20 protein-coding genes are annotated in these 19,651 nt (G+C 67.6%); 9 read left to right on the top strand and 11 right to left on the bottom strand.

Annotation, left to right across the window (positions count from 1 at the left end; translation table 11 throughout):
• Positions 1-33: 33 nt before the first annotated feature.
• From ABZX92_RS18735 to ABZX92_RS18720, 4 genes are all read right to left on the bottom strand, one after another.
• Complete coding sequence (locus tag ABZX92_RS18735) at positions 34-804, bottom strand: chitosanase (protein ID WP_355560541.1); 771 nt, start codon at positions 802-804, stop codon at positions 34-36.
• 265 nt (positions 805-1,069) lie between these two features.
• On the bottom strand, positions 1,070-1,924 hold the full coding sequence (locus ABZX92_RS18730) for a chitosanase (protein WP_355560532.1): 855 nt from the start codon (positions 1,922-1,924) through the stop codon (positions 1,070-1,072).
• A gap of 109 nt (positions 1,925-2,033) precedes the next feature.
• Positions 2,034-2,819 (bottom strand): chitosanase, encoded by a 786-nt coding sequence (locus ABZX92_RS18725; protein ID WP_355560529.1) that lies wholly within the window; start codon positions 2,817-2,819, stop codon positions 2,034-2,036.
• 227 nt (positions 2,820-3,046) lie between these two features.
• Complete coding sequence (locus ABZX92_RS18720; RefSeq protein ID WP_355560538.1) at positions 3,047-4,753, bottom strand: S8 family serine peptidase; 1,707 nt, start codon at positions 4,751-4,753, stop codon at positions 3,047-3,049.
• Between the two features lie 214 nt (positions 4,754-4,967).
• Here ABZX92_RS18720 and ABZX92_RS18715 point away from each other — a divergent pair, with 214 nt between their 5' ends.
• Entirely contained in the window at positions 4,968-6,086 is a 1,119-nt protein-coding gene (locus ABZX92_RS18715; protein WP_355560526.1) for a substrate-binding domain-containing protein, read from the top strand.
• Positions 6,087-6,096: 10 nt separating this feature from the next.
• Here the strand turns inward: ABZX92_RS18715 and ABZX92_RS18710 are convergent, their stop codons facing one another.
• Entirely contained in the window at positions 6,097-6,843 is a 747-nt protein-coding gene (locus ABZX92_RS18710) for a hypothetical protein (protein ID WP_355560523.1), read from the bottom strand.
• A gap of 31 nt (positions 6,844-6,874) precedes the next feature.
• A complete protein-coding gene (locus ABZX92_RS18705) occupies positions 6,875-7,105 on the bottom strand; it encodes a hypothetical protein (RefSeq protein WP_355560520.1) in 231 nt (76 codons plus the stop codon).
• 239 nt (positions 7,106-7,344) lie between these two features.
• Here ABZX92_RS18705 and ABZX92_RS18700 point away from each other — a divergent pair, with 239 nt between their 5' ends.
• The 5 genes from ABZX92_RS18700 to ABZX92_RS18680 all read left to right on the top strand — a co-directional run bounded on the left by ABZX92_RS18700 (position 7,345) and on the right by ABZX92_RS18680 (position 10,796).
• The gene (locus tag ABZX92_RS18700; protein WP_045310925.1) at positions 7,345-7,551 is read left to right on the top strand and encodes a cold-shock protein; all 207 of its coding nucleotides are present in this window, start codon (positions 7,345-7,347) and stop codon (positions 7,549-7,551) included.
• Between the two features lie 108 nt (positions 7,552-7,659).
• A complete protein-coding gene (locus ABZX92_RS18695; protein ID WP_355560517.1) occupies positions 7,660-8,538 on the top strand; it encodes a glutamate ABC transporter substrate-binding protein in 879 nt (292 codons plus the stop codon).
• Positions 8,535-9,149 carry an amino acid ABC transporter permease gene (locus ABZX92_RS18690; RefSeq protein WP_355560514.1) on the top strand — a complete coding sequence of 205 codons (615 nt, stop codon included), beginning with the start codon at positions 8,535-8,537 and terminating at the stop codon, positions 9,147-9,149. Before ABZX92_RS18695 ends, ABZX92_RS18690 begins: the two co-directional genes overlap by 4 nt.
• Positions 9,149-9,916: an amino acid ABC transporter permease gene (locus ABZX92_RS18685; protein WP_355560511.1), complete on the top strand. Its 768-nt coding sequence runs from the start codon at positions 9,149-9,151 to the stop codon at positions 9,914-9,916. The genes ABZX92_RS18690 and ABZX92_RS18685 overlap by 1 nt, the downstream gene beginning before the upstream one ends.
• Positions 9,897-10,796 carry an asparaginase gene (locus tag ABZX92_RS18680; protein ID WP_355560508.1) on the top strand — a complete coding sequence of 300 codons (900 nt, stop codon included), beginning with the start codon at positions 9,897-9,899 and terminating at the stop codon, positions 10,794-10,796. The genes ABZX92_RS18685 and ABZX92_RS18680 overlap by 20 nt, the downstream gene beginning before the upstream one ends.
• Here ABZX92_RS18680 and ABZX92_RS18675 read toward each other — a convergent pair.
• Positions 10,793-11,245, bottom strand: a complete 453-nt coding sequence (locus ABZX92_RS18675; protein ID WP_355560505.1) for an ester cyclase — start codon at positions 11,243-11,245, stop codon at positions 10,793-10,795. The two genes, ABZX92_RS18680 and ABZX92_RS18675, sit on opposite strands and share 4 nt — an antisense overlap.
• 68 nt (positions 11,246-11,313) lie before the next feature.
• Here ABZX92_RS18675 and ABZX92_RS18670 point away from each other — a divergent pair, with 68 nt between their 5' ends.
• The gene (locus tag ABZX92_RS18670) at positions 11,314-11,949 is read left to right on the top strand and encodes a TetR/AcrR family transcriptional regulator C-terminal domain-containing protein (RefSeq protein WP_355560502.1); all 636 of its coding nucleotides are present in this window, start codon (positions 11,314-11,316) and stop codon (positions 11,947-11,949) included.
• Positions 11,950-11,994: 45 nt separating this feature from the next.
• On the opposite strand, the gene ABZX92_RS18665 is transcribed toward ABZX92_RS18670, so the two are convergent.
• Both ABZX92_RS18665 and ABZX92_RS18660 read right to left on the bottom strand, forming a co-directional pair.
• Positions 11,995-14,001 carry an NPCBM/NEW2 domain-containing protein gene (locus tag ABZX92_RS18665; protein WP_355560499.1) on the bottom strand — a complete coding sequence of 669 codons (2,007 nt, stop codon included), beginning with the start codon at positions 13,999-14,001 and terminating at the stop codon, positions 11,995-11,997.
• 119 nt (positions 14,002-14,120) lie between these two features.
• Entirely contained in the window at positions 14,121-15,803 is a 1,683-nt protein-coding gene (locus tag ABZX92_RS18660; RefSeq protein ID WP_355560496.1) for an acyl-CoA dehydrogenase, read from the bottom strand.
• A gap of 143 nt (positions 15,804-15,946) precedes the next feature.
• Between ABZX92_RS18660 and ABZX92_RS18655 the strand changes: the two genes are divergently transcribed.
• Both ABZX92_RS18655 and ABZX92_RS18650 read left to right on the top strand, forming a co-directional pair.
• Positions 15,947-17,026 (top strand): exo-alpha-sialidase, encoded by a 1,080-nt coding sequence (locus ABZX92_RS18655; RefSeq protein WP_355560493.1) that lies wholly within the window; start codon positions 15,947-15,949, stop codon positions 17,024-17,026.
• The gene (locus ABZX92_RS18650; RefSeq protein ID WP_355560490.1) at positions 17,023-17,307 is read left to right on the top strand and encodes a MoaD/ThiS family protein; all 285 of its coding nucleotides are present in this window, start codon (positions 17,023-17,025) and stop codon (positions 17,305-17,307) included. The genes ABZX92_RS18655 and ABZX92_RS18650 overlap by 4 nt, the downstream gene beginning before the upstream one ends.
• 47 nt (positions 17,308-17,354) lie before the next feature.
• Here ABZX92_RS18650 and ABZX92_RS18645 read toward each other — a convergent pair whose 3' ends face one another.
• Both ABZX92_RS18645 and ABZX92_RS18640 read right to left on the bottom strand, forming a co-directional pair.
• Positions 17,355-18,158 (bottom strand): alpha/beta hydrolase, encoded by an 804-nt coding sequence (locus ABZX92_RS18645; RefSeq protein WP_355560487.1) that lies wholly within the window; start codon positions 18,156-18,158, stop codon positions 17,355-17,357.
• Between the two features lie 25 nt (positions 18,159-18,183).
• The gene (locus ABZX92_RS18640; protein WP_355560484.1) at positions 18,184-19,650 is read right to left on the bottom strand and encodes an aromatic amino acid ammonia-lyase; all 1,467 of its coding nucleotides are present in this window, start codon (positions 19,648-19,650) and stop codon (positions 18,184-18,186) included.
• Position 19,651: the final 1 nt, after the last annotated feature.

Raw genomic sequence — 19,651 nt, 5'->3', positions numbered from 1 at the left:
GTTCGTTGGTAGTACTTGCAGACGCCAGTCGGGCTACTTGATCTCGAAGCTCTGGCCGTAGACCTTCCACTTCAGCGGTGTCTTCAGGTCGAAGTTGCCCGCCTTGAGCCACACGCGCTGCGCCGTGTCGACCCGAGTGGTGTTCTCGTGCTCGGGCTCCTGCTTCATGGCCCACACGCGGGCGTCCATGAAGGCGTTGAGCCACGTCGTCTCGTTGCCGCCCTGCGACGGCGGCTTGGCCTTGCCCAGCGCGCGCTTGCGGATGCTGGAGAAGCTCAGCCGGTCGCCACCGTCGCCGTGCATGACGATCGCGTCGTAATAGGCGAACTGGCCCAGGGCGCGCACGCCGTCGGCCTTGCCCTGCTTCAGGGCCGGGTTGAAGTAGACCCGGTCGCGTTCGGACTCCTGTGCCGCCTTGAACGCCGAGTCCTTGGCCGCGGTCTTCCAGTCCGAGGTGTAGTTGGGGTCGAGACCGGAGTGCGAGTCGGTACCGTTCACCTTGCGCAGTGCGGGGAGGTACTTCGCCAGCACGTTGCCCGGCTTGCGCTGCTGATAGAGCTCGACCAGGTCGAGCATGTCGCCGGTGCCGCTGCAGAACCCGATGATGCCCGCTGTGTAGCCGCGGCCGTCGTCGATGTCCTCGATGTAGCCGAACTGGCTCTTCCAGTCCAAAGTGGAGTTTTCCGCGCTGGACACGATCTGCATCGCGATGTCCTTGAGGCGCGGGTCGTCCAGGTCGGCGGCTTGGGCCGTGGACGCGGTCGTGGTGATCAGTGCGACGCACGCGAGAAGCGCGGCCGCCATGCGACCAGAGAGTTTCACGGATTTCCTCCGGGGCCAGAAGTCGGTGTGTCCCGGGCGGCAGTGAGGCAACGGTAAGGGGCCTGGACCTTTGCCGACAAGAGGGGTTACCGGAGTGCGCATCAGGCGGCGTCGCTGTTGGTGCTGTCGGTAGAATCCGTTGCGCCACAAGCGTTTTCATCGGTAACGCATGTTACTGGAATCGGCTGGAAAGGAAGAGGGGCGCCCCGCTCGGAGCGCCCCTCTTCCGTCTGTGTCAGCCGATCAGCTAGTTGATCGTGTAGCTGTCGCCGTAGACCTTCCACTTCAGCGGCGTCTTCAGGTCGAAGTTGCCGGCCTTGAGCCACACGCGCTGCGCGGTCTCGATGCGGGAGACGTCCTCGTGGGCCGCTTCCTGCTTCATGGCCCACACGCGGGCGTCCATGAAGGCGTTGAGCCAGGTCTTCTCGTCGCCGCCCTGTGACGGCGGCTTGGCCTTGCCGAGCGCGCGCTTGCGGATGTTGCTGAAGCTGGTCTTGTCGCCACCGTCACCGTGCACGACGATCGCGTCGTAGTAGGCGAACTGGCCCAGGGCGCGCACGCCGTCGGCCTTGCCCTGCTTCACGGCCGGGTTGAAGTACACGCGGTCGCGCTCGGACTCCTGCGCCGCCTTGAACACGGAGTCCTTGGCCGCGGTCTTCCAGTCCTTGGTGTAGTTGGGGTCCAGGCCGGAGTGCGAGGACGTCCCGTTCACCTTGCGCAGTGCGGGGAGGTACTTCTCCAGCACGTTGCCCGGCTTCTTCGTCTTGTACAGCTCGACCAGGTCGAGCATGTCACCGGTACCACTGCAGAACCCGATGATGCCGGCCGTGTAACCGCGGCCGTCCTTGATGTCCTCGATGTAGCTGAACTGCGACTTCCAGTCCAAAGAGGAGTTCTCCGCGCTGGACACGATCTGCATCGCGATGTCCTTGAGGCGCGGTTCGTCGAGGTTGGCCGCCGAGGCGGTGCCGACCGTCGTGGTGAAGAGTGCGGCGCACGTCAGCAGTGCGGCCGCGATGCGACCAGTGATTTTCACGGATTTCCCTCCGGGGCAGGGATGTTGGGGTCCCGGGCGGCGTGTAGACGAAGGTAAGGGGTCCATACCTTTATTGGCAAGAGGGTTTACTATTTCGCGAAACGGACATATGGTCGCAAGGTGGGGCATTCCGGCGGAAACGAGTGCCCTGCAAACGTTTCCGCCGGAAACTGGTCTAGCGGATCTCGAAGTACTGGCCGTAGACGTGCCACTGGAGAGGTGTCTGAAGGTTCAACTTGCCCTCGTTCAGGAACCTGCGCTGGGCCGTGTCGACCCGGCTGGTGTCCTCGTGGGCGGGTTCCTGCTTCATCGTCCAGACGCGTGCGTCCAGGAACGCGTGCAGCCACTGCCGCTCGTCGCCGCCCTGCGCGGGTGGGCGGGCGCCGGAGTTGAGCGCGCGTTGCCGGATGGACGAGAAGTCCAGGTCACCCCAGCCGTCGCCGTGCATGACGATCGCGTCGTAGTAGATGAACTGGCCCAGCGCCTGCACACCGTCCTGCTTGGCGCGGGTGACGGCCGGGTTGAAGTAGACGCGGTCGCGTTCGTGCTCCTGCGCGCTCTGGAACGTGCCGTCCTGCGCCGCGGTCTCCCAGTCGTGCTGGAAATTCGGGTCGAGGCCGTCGTGGGACGGCGTGCCGTTGACGCGCTCCAGTGCGGGGAGGTACTGCTGCAGGACGTTGCCCGGCTTCCAGTCGCGGTAGAGGCGGACCAGGTCGAGCATGTCGCCGGTGCCGCTGCAGAAGCCGATGATGCCCGCGGTGTAGCCGCGGCCGTCGTCGATGTCCTCGATGTAGCCGAACTGGGCGCGCCAGTCCAATGAGGAGTTCTCCGCGCTGGACACCAGCTGCATGGCGATGTCCTTGAGGCGCGGGTCGTTCAGGTCCGCGGCCTGGGCGGTGGCGGGGGTGATCAGTGCGGCCGCGCAGAGAAGTGTTGCGGCAGCGCGTGTAAACGTCTTCATGTCGCTCCGTCCGATGCAGGGATCGGCGGCGACGCAGGGAGGACCGTAGCGTGGGAGCGGTTGCACGACAAGGGGGCGGGCGGAACCCGGTCGAAACCCCGCTGTTACGGCACGGTCAAGCCGGCAGCGGAGGATCTCGGCGAAGGTGTTCGCCCCGAACCACTTTCGTCGCAAGCAAAAGGCTCCCGGCCGTGCTGGCCGGGAGCCCTTTGGCATCCTAAGAGGACTTACAGGAACTGGCCGCCACGAGTGACGGCGCCGTAGGCGTCCACGATGCCGTGACCGTAGAAGCCGTTGAACTTCGAGTCACCCTCGCAGGTGGCGTCGAACTCCGGCGTGCGGCCCACGTTCACGTACGAGACGGTGCGCGGGTTCGGGCAAGCCCGCTGGATGGCGGTCTTGTAGAGCACCTTCTCGACCTTGTCCGGGTCCATGGTCAGACCGGGGCGGCCCTTGTCCTTCTTGCCGTACTGGCTGACGATCAGCGCGGCGACACCAGTGGCGTGCGGGGCGGCCATCGAGGTGCCCTGCAGGAACTGGTAGTAGCCGACCTTGTCGCCCTGGACTTCCTTCTTCACGCCCGCCGCGAGTCCGGCCGGGGTGATGTTGCCGGCCGCGTCGATGTTGCCGTCGGCGAGAGCGACGTTGCGCGGGTAGGTCGACAGGATCAGGTTCTCGTTGGTGCGGTACCACGGCGTGCCGAAGCCGTCGCGGAAGTAGCCGCCCGGTGCGGAGATCGCGGTCTGCTCCAGGCCGTAGTTCGAGTAGTCGGCCTTGGCGGTCGACGGGCCCAGAGACGAGACCGAGATGACGTGGTTGCCCTCGGTCGGCAGGTTGAGGCAGGTGGCGTTGTCGACCGGACGCGGGCGGTTGTGGCCCGGCGGGTAGTTCGGGCTCACGGTGTCCTGGCGCGGCTTGCCCAGGTCCTCGTGGTTGTTGCCGCCGGCGCCGATCAGGGTGACGCCCTTGCGGTGCGCGTAGTTCAGGGCGCGCTGCACGGACGCGATGATCGTGCGCTGCTCCAGCTGCTCCTCAGCCGTGGCCGTGGAGTCGTTGATGCAGTTCATGTACCACGGGTCGACGTAGAACGACATGTTGATGACGTCCAGGCCGATGTCGGCGCCGTAGGTGAGCGCGTCGACCACGGGCTGCAGGAAGAACGAGCCTGCGTCCTGGCCGCCGCGGATGTTCACCAGCGAGACGTTCGGCGCGACGCCGGAGATGCCGAAGCCGTTGGCAGCGGCGCCGATGGTGCCGGCGACGTGCGTGCCGTGGCCGCCGTCGTCCCAGTTCGCCGGGTCGACGCAGCCGCGGAACTCGCAGGGGCCGTCGAACTCGCCGCCGTCGGAGTCGTTGGGGATGTCGACGGTGAAGTTGCGCGAGAGCTCGTTGTTGAAGTTCGGCGCGATGTCCGGGTGCGTGCCGTCCACACCCGTGTCGAGAATGCCGACGTACACGCGCTTGTCACCGGCCTGCTTGGCCCGCGCGATGTTCGAGCGGACGAGGTTCAGGCCCCACAGGTCGCCGTCGAGCGGGTCCATGCCGGCGGTCGACTTCGACTCGGCAGGGGCCTTCTTGGCCTCGGTGGTGGTGTTCTCCTTCTCCACGTTGTCGCGCTTGGCCTTCTCGGCCTTCGCGACGGGTGCGTGACCGATCGGTTTCGTCCGAGCGGCACCGACGATGTCCTTCGACGCGGACACCTGCTCCACGAACCCGTTCGCTGGCGCCTTGACGGTCAGCACGCCGATCGCCTTGTTGTCCCGGACGACCTCACCGCCCGCCTTGTGCACGGCGTCGATCGCGAAGTCGCGGTTGCCCGGGTCCTCGATCAGGACCGTGTACTCGGTGTCCTGCTGGCCCGCGGACGAGGCCGGCGCGGCCCCCGCCGCCGAAGTACCCGCTGCGATCAGCGACACCGTTGCCGCCACCGCCATCACGGTTCTGCGCGTTCTCACCTAGCTGTCTCCTCACACCCGGTCAGGGCTGGATCCAACAACACGGTGCGGCCCCCGATTGCCGCCCAAGCTGGACACACTGACACGAAATTACGCCAGGCATCAGCGCCTTTCGTACGGAATCGAACTGTAGTCAGCCGGAAGCGGAGCGTGATGTTATGAGAAGAAATCTTGACTTAACAACATTCAAGCGATGAACTCCGCGTTTATGCGAAGACGGGTAATGGCATCGTCGGCGTGCCTGCTCTTTCTTGTCTCTGCCTGCGGTGACGCAGGTCAGGGCTCTCCGACGCTGCCCGCGCGTGGCCCCAAACCAATCGTCGGGGTAATCCTGCCCGACCGAACGACTTCCACGCGCTGGGAAGAACAAGATCGGCCCCTGCTCACGCAGGCGTTCAACTACGCGGACATCGAACCGTTCATGGAGAACGCGGAGGGCGACGAGGCGAAGTTCGCCCAGATCGCCGACGAGATGATCCGCCGCAAGGTGAAGGTCCTGATGATCACGCCGTTGTCGGCGGCGGGCGGGCTCGCGGTCCAGAAGAAGGCGAAAGCCGCGAACATCCCGGTCATCGACTACGACCGGGTGACGCTCGGCGGTCAGGCGGAGTACCACGTCGGCTTCGACAGCGTGAACGTCGGCCAGCTCCAGGCCGACGGTCTGATGGACTGCCTCGGCAACAAGCCGGGCGCCCAGATCATCGAGATCGAGGGCGCGCCGACCGACCACAACGCCACGCTGTTCACGCAGGGCCAGAAGTCGCGGCTGTCGTCCAAGTACGACAGCGGCGCGCTGAAGCTCGTGAAGTCGCAGCCGGTGGCCGACTGGAACAACGAGCTCGGCGGCCAGCTGTTCGAGCAGATCCTCAACGACAACGCGGGCAAGGTCGACGGCGTGGTCGCGGCCAACGACGGTCTGGCCGGCGCGGTCATCGGGGTGCTCAAGAAGAAGAACCTCGCGGGCAAGGTCCCGGTCACCGGGCAGGACGCCACTGTGGACGGTCTGCGGGCCGTGCTGCGCGGCGACCAGTGCGTCACCGTCTACAAGCCGGTGCGCGACGAGGCGGAAGCGGCGGCCAGGCTCGCCATCGCGGTCGCCCGCGGTGACCTCGACGGTGCGGACGACCTCGCCACCGGCAACCTGCGTGATCCGGTCGCGCGGCGCGACATCAAGTCGGTGCTGCTCGGCGCGACGTTGATCAAGAAGGACTCGGTGCGGACGCTCGTGACCGAGGGCATCGTCAAGCCGCAGGAACTGTGCGCGGGCGACCTCGCCCAGGCGTGCGCTCAGCAGGACATTCTCGGAGGGTGACCAGATCCCGTCACGGCCTGTCGTGATCCGGCAGGTCGTGACGTCCCGAGATGAACTCCTGCACCGCGATCTTGGCGCGGATGATCGGCTGCCGGATCCGCGCCTCCCTGCGGTATGCCCGCGTGAGCTTGCGCGAGCCCTCGGGATAACGCCAGCGTGCCCACGGCGAACCCGGCCGGGCCAGCCGCACGGCGCCCACGGCGGGCACCACCGGGACCAGCAGGCCGAGCAGCCCGGTCCAGATCTTTCCCTTGAGCAGCGCCACGATCGCGAAGCACAGGTTCACCCCGATCGCGAGCAGCCTCAGCGTGAACGGCTCGCTCGGCGTCGTCTCCGGGTTGAGCTGCAGCACCTCGTCGTAGCCGAGGGGGCGCGCGCCGAGCAGGAACGTGCCGGTCAGGCCGATGGCGAGGAAAACCGCGTCAACGGACAGCCGCCCGGCCTTCATCCAGTAGACGTCCCGCAGGTGCAGGATCAGCGCGAACTCGTCCAGCACGAGTGCCGCGCCCACGCCCAGGCCCGCCGCGGCCGCCAGGCGCGCGCCGTGCAGGTCGTCGGGGATCACCAGGTTGGTGACGCTCGACAACAGCAGCAGCACAGTGCCGAACACGACGTGGTGCACGTGCGTGTCGCCGTGCACGATGTTGCGCGGCCACCAGCGCACCTTCGCCCTGATCAACCGCACGCTGATGCGGATGAACACGAACGTGGTCACCAAGCCGACGAAGAAGAAGAGCAGTCGTTCGCTGCCGGTCAAGCACGGCCCCCTGGGTCAACGACCCTCCAGGTTACCGGTTGCCGTGGTGGTGGATGCCGCCCTCGACGTTCCCGATCTGGAACACGGTGCCGTTCACGACGCCTTCGGTCTTGTTGACGAACTTCTTGCGAGCCCCGCGGTCGTCCTTCGGCCCCGGCGAGGGGGTGGCTTCGCGCAAGATCTTCTGGACGAGTGTGTGCAGGCCGTGGGCGACGTGCGGCGCGATCGAGACGGTGATGGAGATCGACGGCTGCTCGGGCACGAGTACCTCCGCGTGCTCATTTGGGGTCTCACGATAGCAGTGAGATCGAGTGCTCGACTGCGAGCGGGGCGTCGTGGTTGACTGTCTATGGTCGTACGTTTTCGTGTTCGTGTCCCACGCTCGCGGAAGCGAAGTTGGTGAGCGTGTGGTGTCTCCAGGTTCCGGAGAGAACGCCGCTCGTCGGCTTGACCCGGTGGTCGCGAGCGCGATCCGGCACCTGTTAGAGGAGAAGTAGCAAGATGGCAGTACAGGGCACCGTCAAGTGGTTCAACGCGGAGAAGGGCTTCGGCTTCATCTCCCCCGACAACGGTGGCGCCGACGTGTTCGTCCACTACTCGGAGATCCAGGCGAACGGCTACAAGTCGCTCGAGGAGAACCAGCGGGTCGAGTTCGAGATCGGTCAGGGCCAGAAGGGCCCGCAGGCCCAGGGCGTTCGCGCCGTCTGAGTCTGACTGGTCAGCACATCTGATCAAGACAAGCCGCCTGTCCACTATTGGACAAGCGGCTTTGTCGTATCTTGTGCCCGATTGATCGCGATCAGTAGCTTCGGGCGCATGGGGAGACTGTTCGTAGCAGCGCTGTTGCTCTTCGTGGCCGGGTGCTCTGCTGGTGAGAACGCGGTTCCCGGCGGCGGCAAGATCGGCGCGCTGCTCGCCAAAGCGCCCGTTTACACAGGTCAGGTCACACCTGGCTCGGCGGTGGACCGCATCCGCAAGCGCGGCAAGCTGCTCATCGGCGGCTCCCAGGACGCCCCGTTGCTCTCGCAGCTCGACCCGATCAGCGGTGAGCTCACCGGGTTCGACGCCTACCTCGGCAAGCTGCTGGCGAAGTACCTCGTCGGCGAGCCGTCGACGGAGCTGCTGAGCGCCACCTCGGAGACGCGCGAACCGTTGCTGGCCAACGGGACCGTCGACGTGATCATCCAGACCTACACGATCACGCCGGCCCGCCGGGAACGGGTGGCGTTCGCCGGGCCGTACTACCGGTCCGGCCAGTCCATCGCGGTGCGCAAGGGCACGGCCGGTATCACCAAACCCGCCGACCTGGCGGGGAAGACGGTGATCGTCGGCGCGAACACCCCCGGTGTGAAAGCGGTGCAGGACGTGGCTCCGACCGCGAACATCGTCGAGTTCGGCTCGGATCCCGAGTGCCTGACCGCGTTGAAGCAGGGCCGGGGCGAGGCTTACGTGCAGGACCAGGCGATTCTCGTGGCCGACGCGTCGAAGGACAGCGAGCTGCAGCTGGTCGGCGAGCCGTTCACCGAGGACCCGTACGGCATCGGCATCAAGCACGGCGACGCGGAGTTCCAGCGGTTCGTCGACGACTGGCTGCGCGAGATCGGGAAGTCCGGGCTGTGGCAGGACGTCTGGAAGCAGACGATCGGCACCGTGGTCACCGGCGACGCCCCGTCGCCACCCGCGATCGCCTCATGAGCCTGGTCCTCGAAGGCTTTCTGAACACCGTCGCGCTGACCCTGCTGTCGTTCGCCGCAGCGCTGGTCGTGGGGCTCGTCGTCGCGGTGCTGCGGATCGTGCCGGTGCCGCTGCTGCGGGGCGTCGGCGCGGTCTACGTCGAGGTGTGGCGGAACATCCCGTTGCTCGCGTGGCTGGTGCTGTTCGTGTTCGGGCTGCCCGAGGTGGGCGTGAAGATGCCGTTGTTCTGGACGGCTTTCACGGCGATCGCGCTGTACGAGGCAGCTTTCGTGGCGGAAGCGCTGCGGTCGGGGGTCAACTCCGTGGCAGCGGGCCAGGGTGAGGCCGCACGGGCGTTGGGGCTGTCGTTCGGGCAGTCGTTGCGGCACGTGGTCCTGCCGCAGGCTTCGAGGCGCGTTGTGCAGCCGTTGGCGAACATCGCGATCGCCCTGACCATGGCCACCGCGCTGGCCGGTGTCGTCGGTGTCGTGGACATGACCCGTGCGGCGCAACGGATCAACCTGGAGCTGGCCCAGCCGTTGCTGGTCTTCACCGGGGTCGGGCTCTGCTATCTGGTGCTGGCCGCGGGGATCGGGTTCGGCGCGCGGGTGCTGGAACGGCGGCTGGCCTGATGTTCGACGCTCCTGGACCCCGTTTCCGGCGCCGGGTCTTCTGGGTCTCGGTGGTGTCCGCGCTGGTGCTCGCCGGCCTGGTGGCGTCGGGGCTGCGGCAGTTCGCCTCGAACGGACAGCTGGACCCAGTTCGGTGGAGGCCGTATCTGACCTGGCCCGTCTGGCGTTATCTGCTCGGGGGCCTGTGGTCGACGGTGGTGGCGGCGTTCGCGACGGGGGTGCTGGCGATGGCGGGTGGGTTGCTGCTCGCGTTGCGGCCCAACCGGTTCACCCGCGCCTACGCCGAGGTCATGCGCACTGTTCCGGTGCTGCTGCTGGTGTACGTGATGCTGTTCGTGCTGCCGTCGTTCGGCGTGAACCTGCCGCTGTTCTGGAAGCTCGTGGTGCCGCTGGCGTTGTCGCACGCGGCTTCCTGCGCGGTGATCTTCCGGGCGGGGGTTTCATCGGTCGATCCAGGTCAGCGCGAGGCGGGGTTGTCGCTCGGCATGCCGGACGGGGTGGTGACGCGGTTCGTGGTGCTGCCACAGGCCGTGCGGCACATGACGCCGTTGCTCGTGACGCAGGCTGTCAGCCTGTTGAAGGACACCTCGCTGGGATATGTCGTGTCGTACGCGGAGTTGTTGTTCAACGGGCGGGTGCTCGCGAACTACAACGGTCTGCTGATCCAGACCTTCATCGTCGTGGCGTTCATCTACTTGGTGGTCAACCTGGCGTTGTCGAGGCTGGCCCACCGGCTGGAGGCTGGTCGTGCCCGAACTGCTCGCTGAGGTCACGCGCAACGGGTTCGTGGAGAGCCTGCACCACGGCTCGGTCGTCGGCCTGCTGCCGTCCGGTGAGACCGGCGTGTCCATTGGGGCGGTGGGGGATCCGGTGCTGCCGCGGTCGTGCATGAAACCGTTCCAGGCGCTCGCCTGCTTGTCCGCCGGGGCTCCGTTGGCCGGTCCCGCGCTGGCGATCGCGGCCGGGTCGCACACCGGGGAGAACCGGCACGTCGAGCTGGTGATGCAGCTGCTCGGCGGGCTGCCCGTGGGGTTGTTGCGGTGCCCGGCTTCCTGGCCGGAGGACGAGGAGACGCGGCAACGTCTGACGGAGCCGTCGCGGGTGCGGATGAACTGTTCGGGCAAACACGCGGCGATGCTGGCGGCGTGCGTGGCGGCGCGGTGGCCCACCCAGACCTATTTGGAGCCAACGCATCCGTTGCAGCAGCTGGTGTTGCGGACGGTGGAGCAACTTTCCGGCGAGCCCGTCGCGCACACGGCGGTCGACGGTTGTGGTGCGCCCGTGTACGGGTTGTCGTTGCACGGCTTGGCGCGCGCTATGCAGGGCCTGGTGCGCACGCCGGTCGCCGACGCGATGCGGGCGTTTCCCGAGTACGTCGGGGGAACTGGGCACGTGAACACCCTGGTGATGCAGCTGCTGCCGGGCGTGGTGGCCAAGGGCGGCGCGGAGGGTGTGCTGGTGCTGGCGACGGCGGCCGGGCACGCGGTCGCGGTGAAGGTGCTCGACGGAAATCCTCGTGCTACCACGGCGATCGGGCTCACGGCACTGGCGGCGCTGGGCTACGACGTGTCACCGGCCAAGGAGCACCTGTCCGTGCCGGTGCTGGGAGGCGGCCAGGTCGTCGGCGAGGTGCGGGTGGTTTTCTAGTACGGCCCCGCGTACTCGTCGGGGGCGTTGAGCAGGCCGAGCTGCTGCATGACGGTCGTGGTGTCGCCGTAGACGCGTTCGCAGACCAGGACGTCCTTCTCGAAGATGAAGAAACCGACCATTCTCACCTTGAAGGTCTTGTTCGTCGGTTGTTCACCGAGGAGGCTGCCCAGGTGCGTTCCCGACAGTTCGAACTCGACGACCACGGCGTCATCGGCGTGGTGGACCTCGATGACCTTGTTGCACTGGTCCGGGAACGTCTCGCGGGTGCGCTGCCAGTACGCCCGAACCTCGTCCACGCCGTCGAGCACCTGGCCGGACGCCATGATCTCGTACCGCGGGTGCGGAAACGTGTTCAGGGAGGTGTCGAAGTCGAAGTCGTTCTGGCATTCCATGTGCTCCAGGACGATCGCCTCGCGCAGCGCTCTGAGCGCCTTCGATTCGGTCATGCCGGCCGAGCCTCCTACGTACGCCGTACGTCGCAGGGAAGCTACTCCACGTCGTATGGTCTCCGCCAGTGTCCTCCTCACGCGAACCGCTGACCCGTGCCCGCATCGTGGATGCGGCGGTGCGGTTGATCGAACGCGAGGGCGTGGAGGCCGTCTCGATGAGGCGCCTGGCCGCAGAACTGGGCGCGGGCACAATGTCGCTGTACAACCACGTGCCGAACAAGGCAGTGCTGGTGGATCTCGCGGCCGAGCGGATCATGGCCGAGGCGCGGCCGTACCGCGTGGACAGCGACGACTGGCGTGATCACATCCGGGCGCACGCGCGTGCGGTGCGGGAGCTGGCGCGGCAGCACCCCCGTGCGTTCGTGATGCTGGCGACGCGGCGGCTGAGCAGCCAGGCCGGGTTCATGACCATCGAGGCGGCGCTGCGGAACATCGAGCGCGCCGGCTTCCGGGGCAAGGTCGCCGTCGGGATGATGCGGGCGATGGTGTCCTACTTGCTGGGCACGCTGATGAGGGAGGTCGCGACGTCGCCGGAGCTGGGCGGGATCGCGTTGTCGCCCTACGAATCGGTCGACATGTCCGCGTTCCCGTTGTCGGCAGAGGTGGTCGACGAGCTGGGGACCTACGACCACGATCACGAGTTCGAGTTCGGTCTCGAACTCATGATCGCGGCCTTGGAGCGTTACCAGGAAGAGCCATGAACGGCTCTTTCGTGGACCTGAGGTCCGTGAAAGAGCCGTTCATGTTCAGCAGGTGATCTTCAGGTCACCCCAGTTCGCGTGGTCGTAGGACTTGCCGTTGCCGCCGTCGGTGACGATCAGCCGCGTGACCGTCGCTCCGGAGACGTTGGCCTCCAACGACTTCGCCGGGTCCGTGCCGGTGACCGGGCCGCTGTCGAACACCTTCTTGTTGTCGGCCCACACCTCGTAGGTCACGAGGCTCAGCGGGTTGACCTTGTTGTCCTGGATGCCGATGGTCGCGGTGACCTTCGAGCAGTTGCCGCCGGTGTAGTACTCGATGTGCGCCGGGGCGTGGGTGCCGAGGCCCTTGGCGAACACCTGGCCGCGGATCTTGATCGGGCCGCCGTCACCCTGCTTGGCCTCGCCGTTGGTGGTGTCGATCTCGACGGGGCCGTGGCCGTTGGCACTGCGCAGCCACTTCAGGTCGCTGACGAAGAGCTCGCCCTTCGGGGCCGCGCCGGGTACCAGTGCCTCGGCGGCGTACTGCCTGGTCACCGGGTTGTTCTCGTGCGGGCTGTGGAAGGTGAAGCTCGCGTTGATCGGGAACCGGCCTGCTTGCGCGGTCGCCGGGACGTCGACCCGCCAGGTGGTCCTGAAGGACTTCTGGCCGGGCAGGATCGCCCTGAAGCTCGACGTCGTGGCCTTCGCGGTCCAGCCCTGCGGGACCTGCAGCGTGGCCTGGACCAGGGCGATCGGGAGGCGGCCGGTGTTGGTCACCGACGTCGTGTAGGTGACGGACTTGCCGGGCTGCACGATCGGGAGCGCGCCGGGGTAGAGGACCTCGCCGTCGGCGGCGGTGGTGATGGCGGGCGGGTAGAGGAACCAGTCGTTCGCCGCGCTGACGCGGAACATCGCTGAGCCGTGCGGCGGGAGGGCGGCGCTGATCTCGTCGGCGGAGTGCGTGGTGGTCTTGGTCCAGAGGTCGCGGACCTTGTAGCCACCGGCTTTGGCGAGGCCGAGTTCCGTCGCGGTGACGGACATGTTGGCGGCGCTGTCGTTCTCGTTGAACAGCAGCACGGCCTTGTCACCGTTGCTGAGCGGCTTCACGAGGACGTAGTTGCCGCCCTGGTTGCGGATCACCTTGCCCTGCACGCCGAGCTTGTCCTGGTTGACGGCGATGACCTCGCGGTTCTCCAGGATCTCGAACGTCTCCGGGGTGACCTTGCGCAGGTCGGCGCCGATCAGCAGCGGTGCGGCCATGATCGACCAGAGGCTGAAGTGGCTGCGGTACTCCAGGTCCGACATGCCGCCGTTGCCGACCTCCAGCATGTCCGGGTCGTTCCAGTGGCCGGGGCCCGCGTAGTCGGCGAGCTCCATGTTGCGCTTGGCGATCGACACCATGGAGTTCCAGTTGTCGCTGATGTCGCCGGTGGTGCGCCACAGGTGGCCGACGTCCTTCGCCCACTCCCACGGCTTGTTCTGGCCCCACTCGCAGAGGCTGAACACGATCTTGCGGCCGGTGGCGTTCAGGGCGTCGCGCATCTTGGTGTAGCGGAGCTTCGCGTCGACGTTCTGGTTGTTGCAGTTGTCGTACTTGAGGTAGTCGACGCCCCAGCTCGCGAACAGCCTGGCGTCCTGCTCCTCGTGGCCGAGACCGCCCGGGAAGCCGCCGTCCTTGTTGCAGGTCTTGATGCCGGCGCTCGTGTAGATGCCGAACTTGAGGCCCTTGGAGTGCACGTAGTCCGCGACGGCCTTGATGCCGTTGGGGAATCTCGTCGGGTGGGGGACGAGGTCGCCTTCGGCGTTGCGCTCGGGGAGGGCCCAGCAGTCGTCGATGTTGACGTACTCGTAGCCGGCGTCTTTCAGGCCCTTGTTCACGAAGATGTCGGCGATGCCCTTGACCATCTCTTCGTTGAAGTCGTTGCGGCAGTGCGTGCTGTTCCAGTTGTTGAAGCCCATCGGCGGGGTCAGGGCCAGTTCGGGCTTCTCGGCGGCCTGTGCCTGGGGTGCGATGAGGGTGCCGGCGGCGACTAGTGCGGCCAGCGCGGCTGTGCGCCATCTGCGGTGATCCACGTGCACGCGCTCCTTGTGGCTCGGGAGGGCGGCGGCGCTTCATGAAAACGTTTGTGTAACCGATACGTCAAGGGGGCGAAACCTGTCGGCTTCGCCCCCTCGTGTCCTGATCGGGTTTGTCAGGGGCGCATCTCGTACTGGCCGGAGAGCGCCACGACCTGCTGCCAGACGGCGTCGAACCGCTGCTGGTCGACGCGCGGCTTGCGGATCTGCGCGAGTGCCCACTGCTGCTGGGCCTCGGTGCTGCTCGGCTTGCCGTGCAGGGCGGTCGCGTAGCCGGCGAAGTCGCGGACCAGGACGTCGAAGATCTGGTCGAGGACGTTGCCGTCGGTGCCGGTGATCTTGGCCTGTTCCAGGACCAGCTGGCCGTAGACGACCAGGGTGAAGAGGTGGCCGAGGTTCAGCAGGAAGTCGAGGTCCTTCTGCTGGTCCGCGTCGGGCGCTGCCGTGGTGAGCAGGGTCTTGATGGCCTTGGCCTGCTCGTGGAACAGCCGCACGTTGGGCAGGTGGGCGTGCTCGGTGTAGATCGGCTCCCAGTCGTGGAACTGGATCTTGCCGAGGCCGCGCGCGGGGCCCTGGTGCCAGAAGAAGTCGTCGTCCTTGGGCTCGTGGACGGATGGGACCTCGTCGTACTGCTTGGGGTTGAAGAGGTAGTTCGGCATGAACTTCAGCACCAGGGCCAGGTTGACGTGCACGGTGCCTTCGAGCTTGGGCAGCGCGCGGATGTCGGCGGTGGCGCGGGTGAAGTAGGTGTCCTTCTCGAAGCCCTTGGCGGCGATGACGTCCCAGAGCAGGTCGATGACGTTCTCGCCCTCGCTCGTGACCTTCATCTTGGTGATGGGGTTGAAGAGGAGGTAGCGGCGGTCGTCGTCGTTCGCGGTGCGGAAGTAGTCGACGCTGCGGTCCGCGAAGAGCTTCATCGCGGTGAGGCGCGCGTAGGCGTCGACGAAGTTCTGGCGGACGTGCGGGAAGTCCGTGACCGGGTTGCCGTAGAGGATCCGGTTGTGGGCGTGGGTGATCGCCTCGTAGAAGGAGTGCTCGCAGATGCCGATGCTCGCCGTGCAGAGGTTGAACTTGCCGACGTTGACGGTGTTCAGCGCGGCGGAGAAGGCGTCTTGGCCGCGGTGCAGGATGTCCTTGTCGGTCAGCGGGTAGTCGTCGAGGCGGAACTCGCTGACGAACATCTGGCTGTCGACGACGTTCTTGATGAGCTTGAAGTTCTCGTGCTGGCTGTCGACGGCGAAGAAGACGTAGTCGTCGCCTTCCTTGCCGAAGACGCTGACCATGCCGGCGACGTTGCCGTTGCCGATGTAGTACTTGCTGCCGTTGGCCCGGTAACCGTCGTCGGTCTTGGTGACGATCATGTCGGTGCTGTAGACGTCGGCGCCGTGTTCCTTCTCTGACAGGCCGAACGCGAAGACCGCGCCGCTGTCGAGGAGGGCTGCCGCCTTCTGCTTCGCTTCCTCGTTCGCGCTCATCCAGATGGGGCCGAGGCCGAGCACCGTGACCTGCCAGGCGTACCAGTACTGCAGGCCGTAGAAGCCGAGCACCTCGCTGAAGGCGGCGTTGCGGGCGGCGTCCCAGCGCTTGGTGCCGTCGACCGACTGCGGGGTGCAGAAGGTGGCGAAGAGCTTCTGCTGCTTCACGAAGTCCAGGAACTCGGCGTACCAGACCTTGTCCTGCGCGTCGGCGATCAGCTGCCGCTTGCCGCGGGCCTCGAACCAGTCGACCGTGGCCCTGAGCAGGCGGCGGGTCTCGTCGTCGAGGTGGGCGGGGTCGTAGTGGTTCGGGTCGAGCAGCACGTGGCGCCTCCTTGTCTGTGCTTCGGACGCTACCAGTGAGTAACTTGTGGGTCTACGTGGGGTTTCTCCTCCGCTCAGAAATTGTCGGACCCCAGGCGTAGCGTGCTCCGCATCACATTCTTCTGGTGGGAGGCTGCGTTGCGATGACGGTGGTGGTGGCGATCGGTACGCGCAAGGGGCTGTGGCTCGCCCGCAGCGAGGATCGGGTCTCGTGGCAGCTCGACGGCCCGCATCACGCGATGCAGGAGGTGTACGCGGTCGCCTTCGACACCCGTTCCGGCGTGCGTCTGCTGGCCGGTGTCGCCTCGCCGCACTTCGGTCCCGGTGTGTCCATTTCGGACGATCTCGGTGCCACGTGGGAGGAATCCTCCTCGCCGCCGATCTCGTTCCCGGTGGAGGACGCCGCTCTCGAACGCGTGTGGCAACTCCAGCCGGCCCCGGCCTCGCAACCGGGTGTGGTGTACGCGGGCACCCAACCGTCGGCGTTGTTCAAGTCGTCGGACGGAGGCCGCTCGTTCGAGTTCGTCGAGGGGCTCTGGAACCACCCGCACCGCCCGGAGTGGTCCGCGGGCTTCGGCGGCCAGGCGGTGCACACGATCGTGCCCGACCCGGTCGACCCCGATCGCGTGCTGGTCGCGATGTCGACCGGCGGCGTCTACCGCACGGCCGACGGCGGCAAGTCCTGGGAGGCCCGCAACAAGGGCATCAAGGCCTACTTCTTCCCGGACCCGTGGCCGGAGTTCGGCCAGTGCGTGCACAAGGTCGCGCAGCACCCCGCGTCGCCCTCCCGGTTCTACGCCCAGAACCACCACGGCGTGTACCGCAGCGACGACGGGGGAGACACCTGGCAGTCGATCGCCGAGGGCCTGCCGACCGACTTCGGCTTCTCGATGGTCGTCCACCCGCACGACCCGGACACGATCTTCACGTTCCCGATCGAGGCGGACGGCCGCCGCTTCCCGCCCGAGGGCAAGTGCCGTGTCTACCGCTCGCGCGACGCAGGCGCGTCCTGGGAGGCCTTGGGCTCCGGTCTGCCGGACAACTTCTGGACCGCCGTGATGCGTGACGCGATGTGCACCGACACGGAGGCTGTTCCCGGTGTCTACTTCGGCTCGCGCTCCGGCGAGGTCTACGCGAGCCCGGACGAGGGCGAGACGTGGCACCAAATGGCGGCCCACCTGCCGGACGTGATGTCGGTGCGGGCAGCGGTGATCCCGGCGTGAAGGTGACAGTGCTGATCCCCGGCGTCCTGCGCACCGCGACCGACGGCGCCTCTCACCTGGACGTGGACGTGCCGGAACCCGCCACTCTCGGCGCGGCGCTGGACGTCCTCGCCGACACCTATCCGGGCCTGGACCGGCGGCTGCGCGACGAGCGCGCGGCTTTACGCCGCTACGTGAACTTCTACGTCAACGGCGAGGAGTGCCGTCGCCTCGCCGGCCCCGCGACGCCGTTGCCGGCGGGCGCGGAGATCCAGATCCTCCCGTCGGTGGCGGGCGGCTAGGAGATCGAGCCGGGTTGCGCCGTACCGGGGATGGCGGCGCAGCCCGGTCAGCCCGCCAGGAAGTCCGCGACGGCGTTCCGGAAGAACTCCGCGTCGTCGAGCCACGGGTAGTGCCCCGCTCCGGGCTGCACCACCACTGTCGCGTGCGGGAACAGCCGGGCCGCCTCCGCCACCGCCGCGGGCGAGGGCAACGGGTCCACCCCGCCTGCCATCAGCAACACCGGGAAGTCCATTCCCGCCAGCTCTTCCGCCGTGGCGACCGGTGCCCCGGCCGCGTAGTAGGCGGCCGGCGCGTCGGGCAGCCGCATGGCGTCCGACGCGCGGGCGTGCTCCTGCGCCACCTCGTCCCAGCGCCCGTAGTAGAAGGGAGACAAAGCAGCCCAGTCCGCGGCGCTGAAGCTGCCACCCAGCACGGCCTCGAGCGCGTCCTTGACCGCCGGGTACCACTCTTCGCCGGATCGAGCTTCGGCCGAGGCGCGCAACGACGTCACGTCCGGGGCGAACCCCAGCGACCGCAGGCTCGGCGTGATGAGCGCGAGGCGCCGCACGCGGTCCGGGTGGCGGAGGGCGTACCGCACGGCGATCGCGGTGCCCGCGGAGTGCGCCAGCACGTCCACCTGGTCGAGCCCGGCGTGCTCGCGGTAGGCCTCGACGTCGTCGACGTGCAGGTCGAACCGCAGGTCCGCCGCGTCGGCGGGGCCGGACCTGCCGGTGCCGCGCAGGTGCAGCAGGTGCATCCGCGCGGGGATCCCGCCGAGGTCGCCCAGGTAGGACGGGGCGAGCAGCGGACCTCCCGGCACGACCAGCAGTGGCGCGCCGGTGCCGATTTCGTCGTGAGCGAGCAGACCCATGAGAACGATCATCACATCCGAGGCGTTAGCAGGCCGCGAATTCGTCCAAGAGGCCGGACGCGACCTCGACGTCCGGGCTGAGCTGCCGGTCGGACATGTCCGGGTTGAGCTTGGACTCGGCCATCTCGAAGGCGGCCAGCAACGCGGGCGTCTCCGGGCGAACCCCGCGCAACCGCAACGCGCGCACGGCCGCCACGATCTCGCACGCCAGCACCAGCCGGAACGCGCTCATGGAACGCAAGGCCTGCGAAGCCGACTGGAAGGCGAAGCTGGAGTTCTCCTCCTGGCCGCGCGACACCACGGCGTTGCCGATCGAGGCGGGCTCGGCGAGGGTGCGGACCTCGGCCAGCGCGGAGTTGGCGCTGTACTCCAGGATCATCACGCCCGAACTGCCGGGCACGCCCTCGGCGAGGAACGGGCGCAGGCCCGTGAAGCTCGGCTCGACCAGGGTGGCGAGGCGGGCGGTCGACAGGTGGCCGGTGTGCAGCATCGACAGCCGCAACCGGTCGAGGGCCTGTCCGAGGTACGCGCTGTGGAAGGCGCCGTGGTGGTAGGCGGCGTCGTCCTCCGGGCCGAAGAAGTCCGCGACGATCAGCGGGTTCTCGGCGGCGGCGTTGAACTCGACGTCCAGCACGCGGCCGAGGTCGGTGGCGGCGTCGACGGCCGGGCCGTGGATCTGTGGGAAGCACCGGTAGCCGAACGGGTCCTGGATGCGGGCCGGCGGGCGGGAGGGCTCGGCCAGCAGGCGGCGCATCTCGGTGGCCACCGCCACCTGGCCGGGGTGCGGTCGGCCGAGGTGGACGCGTTCGTCGTAGGCCTCGACGGCTCCGTCCACGGCGAGGAACGACAGCGCCGCCACGACGTGGGTGGCCTTGAGCAGCTGGTGGGCGTCCTGCCAGGCGAGGCCCGCCATGCCGATGGTCAGGGCGTTGCTGCTGATCAACGCCAGCGCGTCGCCCGAGTCGAGCTCGATCGGGTCCGGGGTCTGCGTGGAGCCGAGCCAGTAGCGCTCGCCGAGCAGCGTCAGGCCGGTCTCGGCCAGCGCGGTGAGGTCGCCCGTGCCGATCGCGCCGTACTCGTGCACGCCGGGGTAGCAGCTGCCGTTCAACGCGGCCAGCAGCGCGTCGGCCACGGGTCTGCGCACGCCCGCGCCGCCCGCCAGCAGCTGGTTGAGGCGCACGACCATCATGGCGCGCACCTGTTCCTCGGGGAGCATGCCGCCGAGGCCGCCCGCGTGGCTGCGCAGCAGGCGCAGGCCGTGCTCGGCCCAGCCCTCGGTGCTGACGAGCTGGTCGCGGTTCGCGCCGACGCCGGTCGTGCGGCCGTAGACCTGCCGTCGCACCACGAGGCGCTGGCTCGCGCGCCACGACGCTTCGAGGCGCTCGAGTCCGTCGGCGTGCAAGGCCACCGGGGCGTGGTACCTCGCGACGCGCACCACGTCGTCGGCGCCGAGGGACTGTCCGTCCAGCACGACAGGGGAGTCTTCGACCATG

The sequence above is a fragment of the Lentzea sp. NPDC006480 genome (assembly GCF_040611995.1).
Lineage (GTDB): Bacteria > Actinomycetota > Actinomycetes > Mycobacteriales > Pseudonocardiaceae > Lentzea.
The sequence above is the reverse complement of the archived record's forward strand: the minus strand, read 5'-3'. Positions and strand labels throughout refer to the sequence as shown.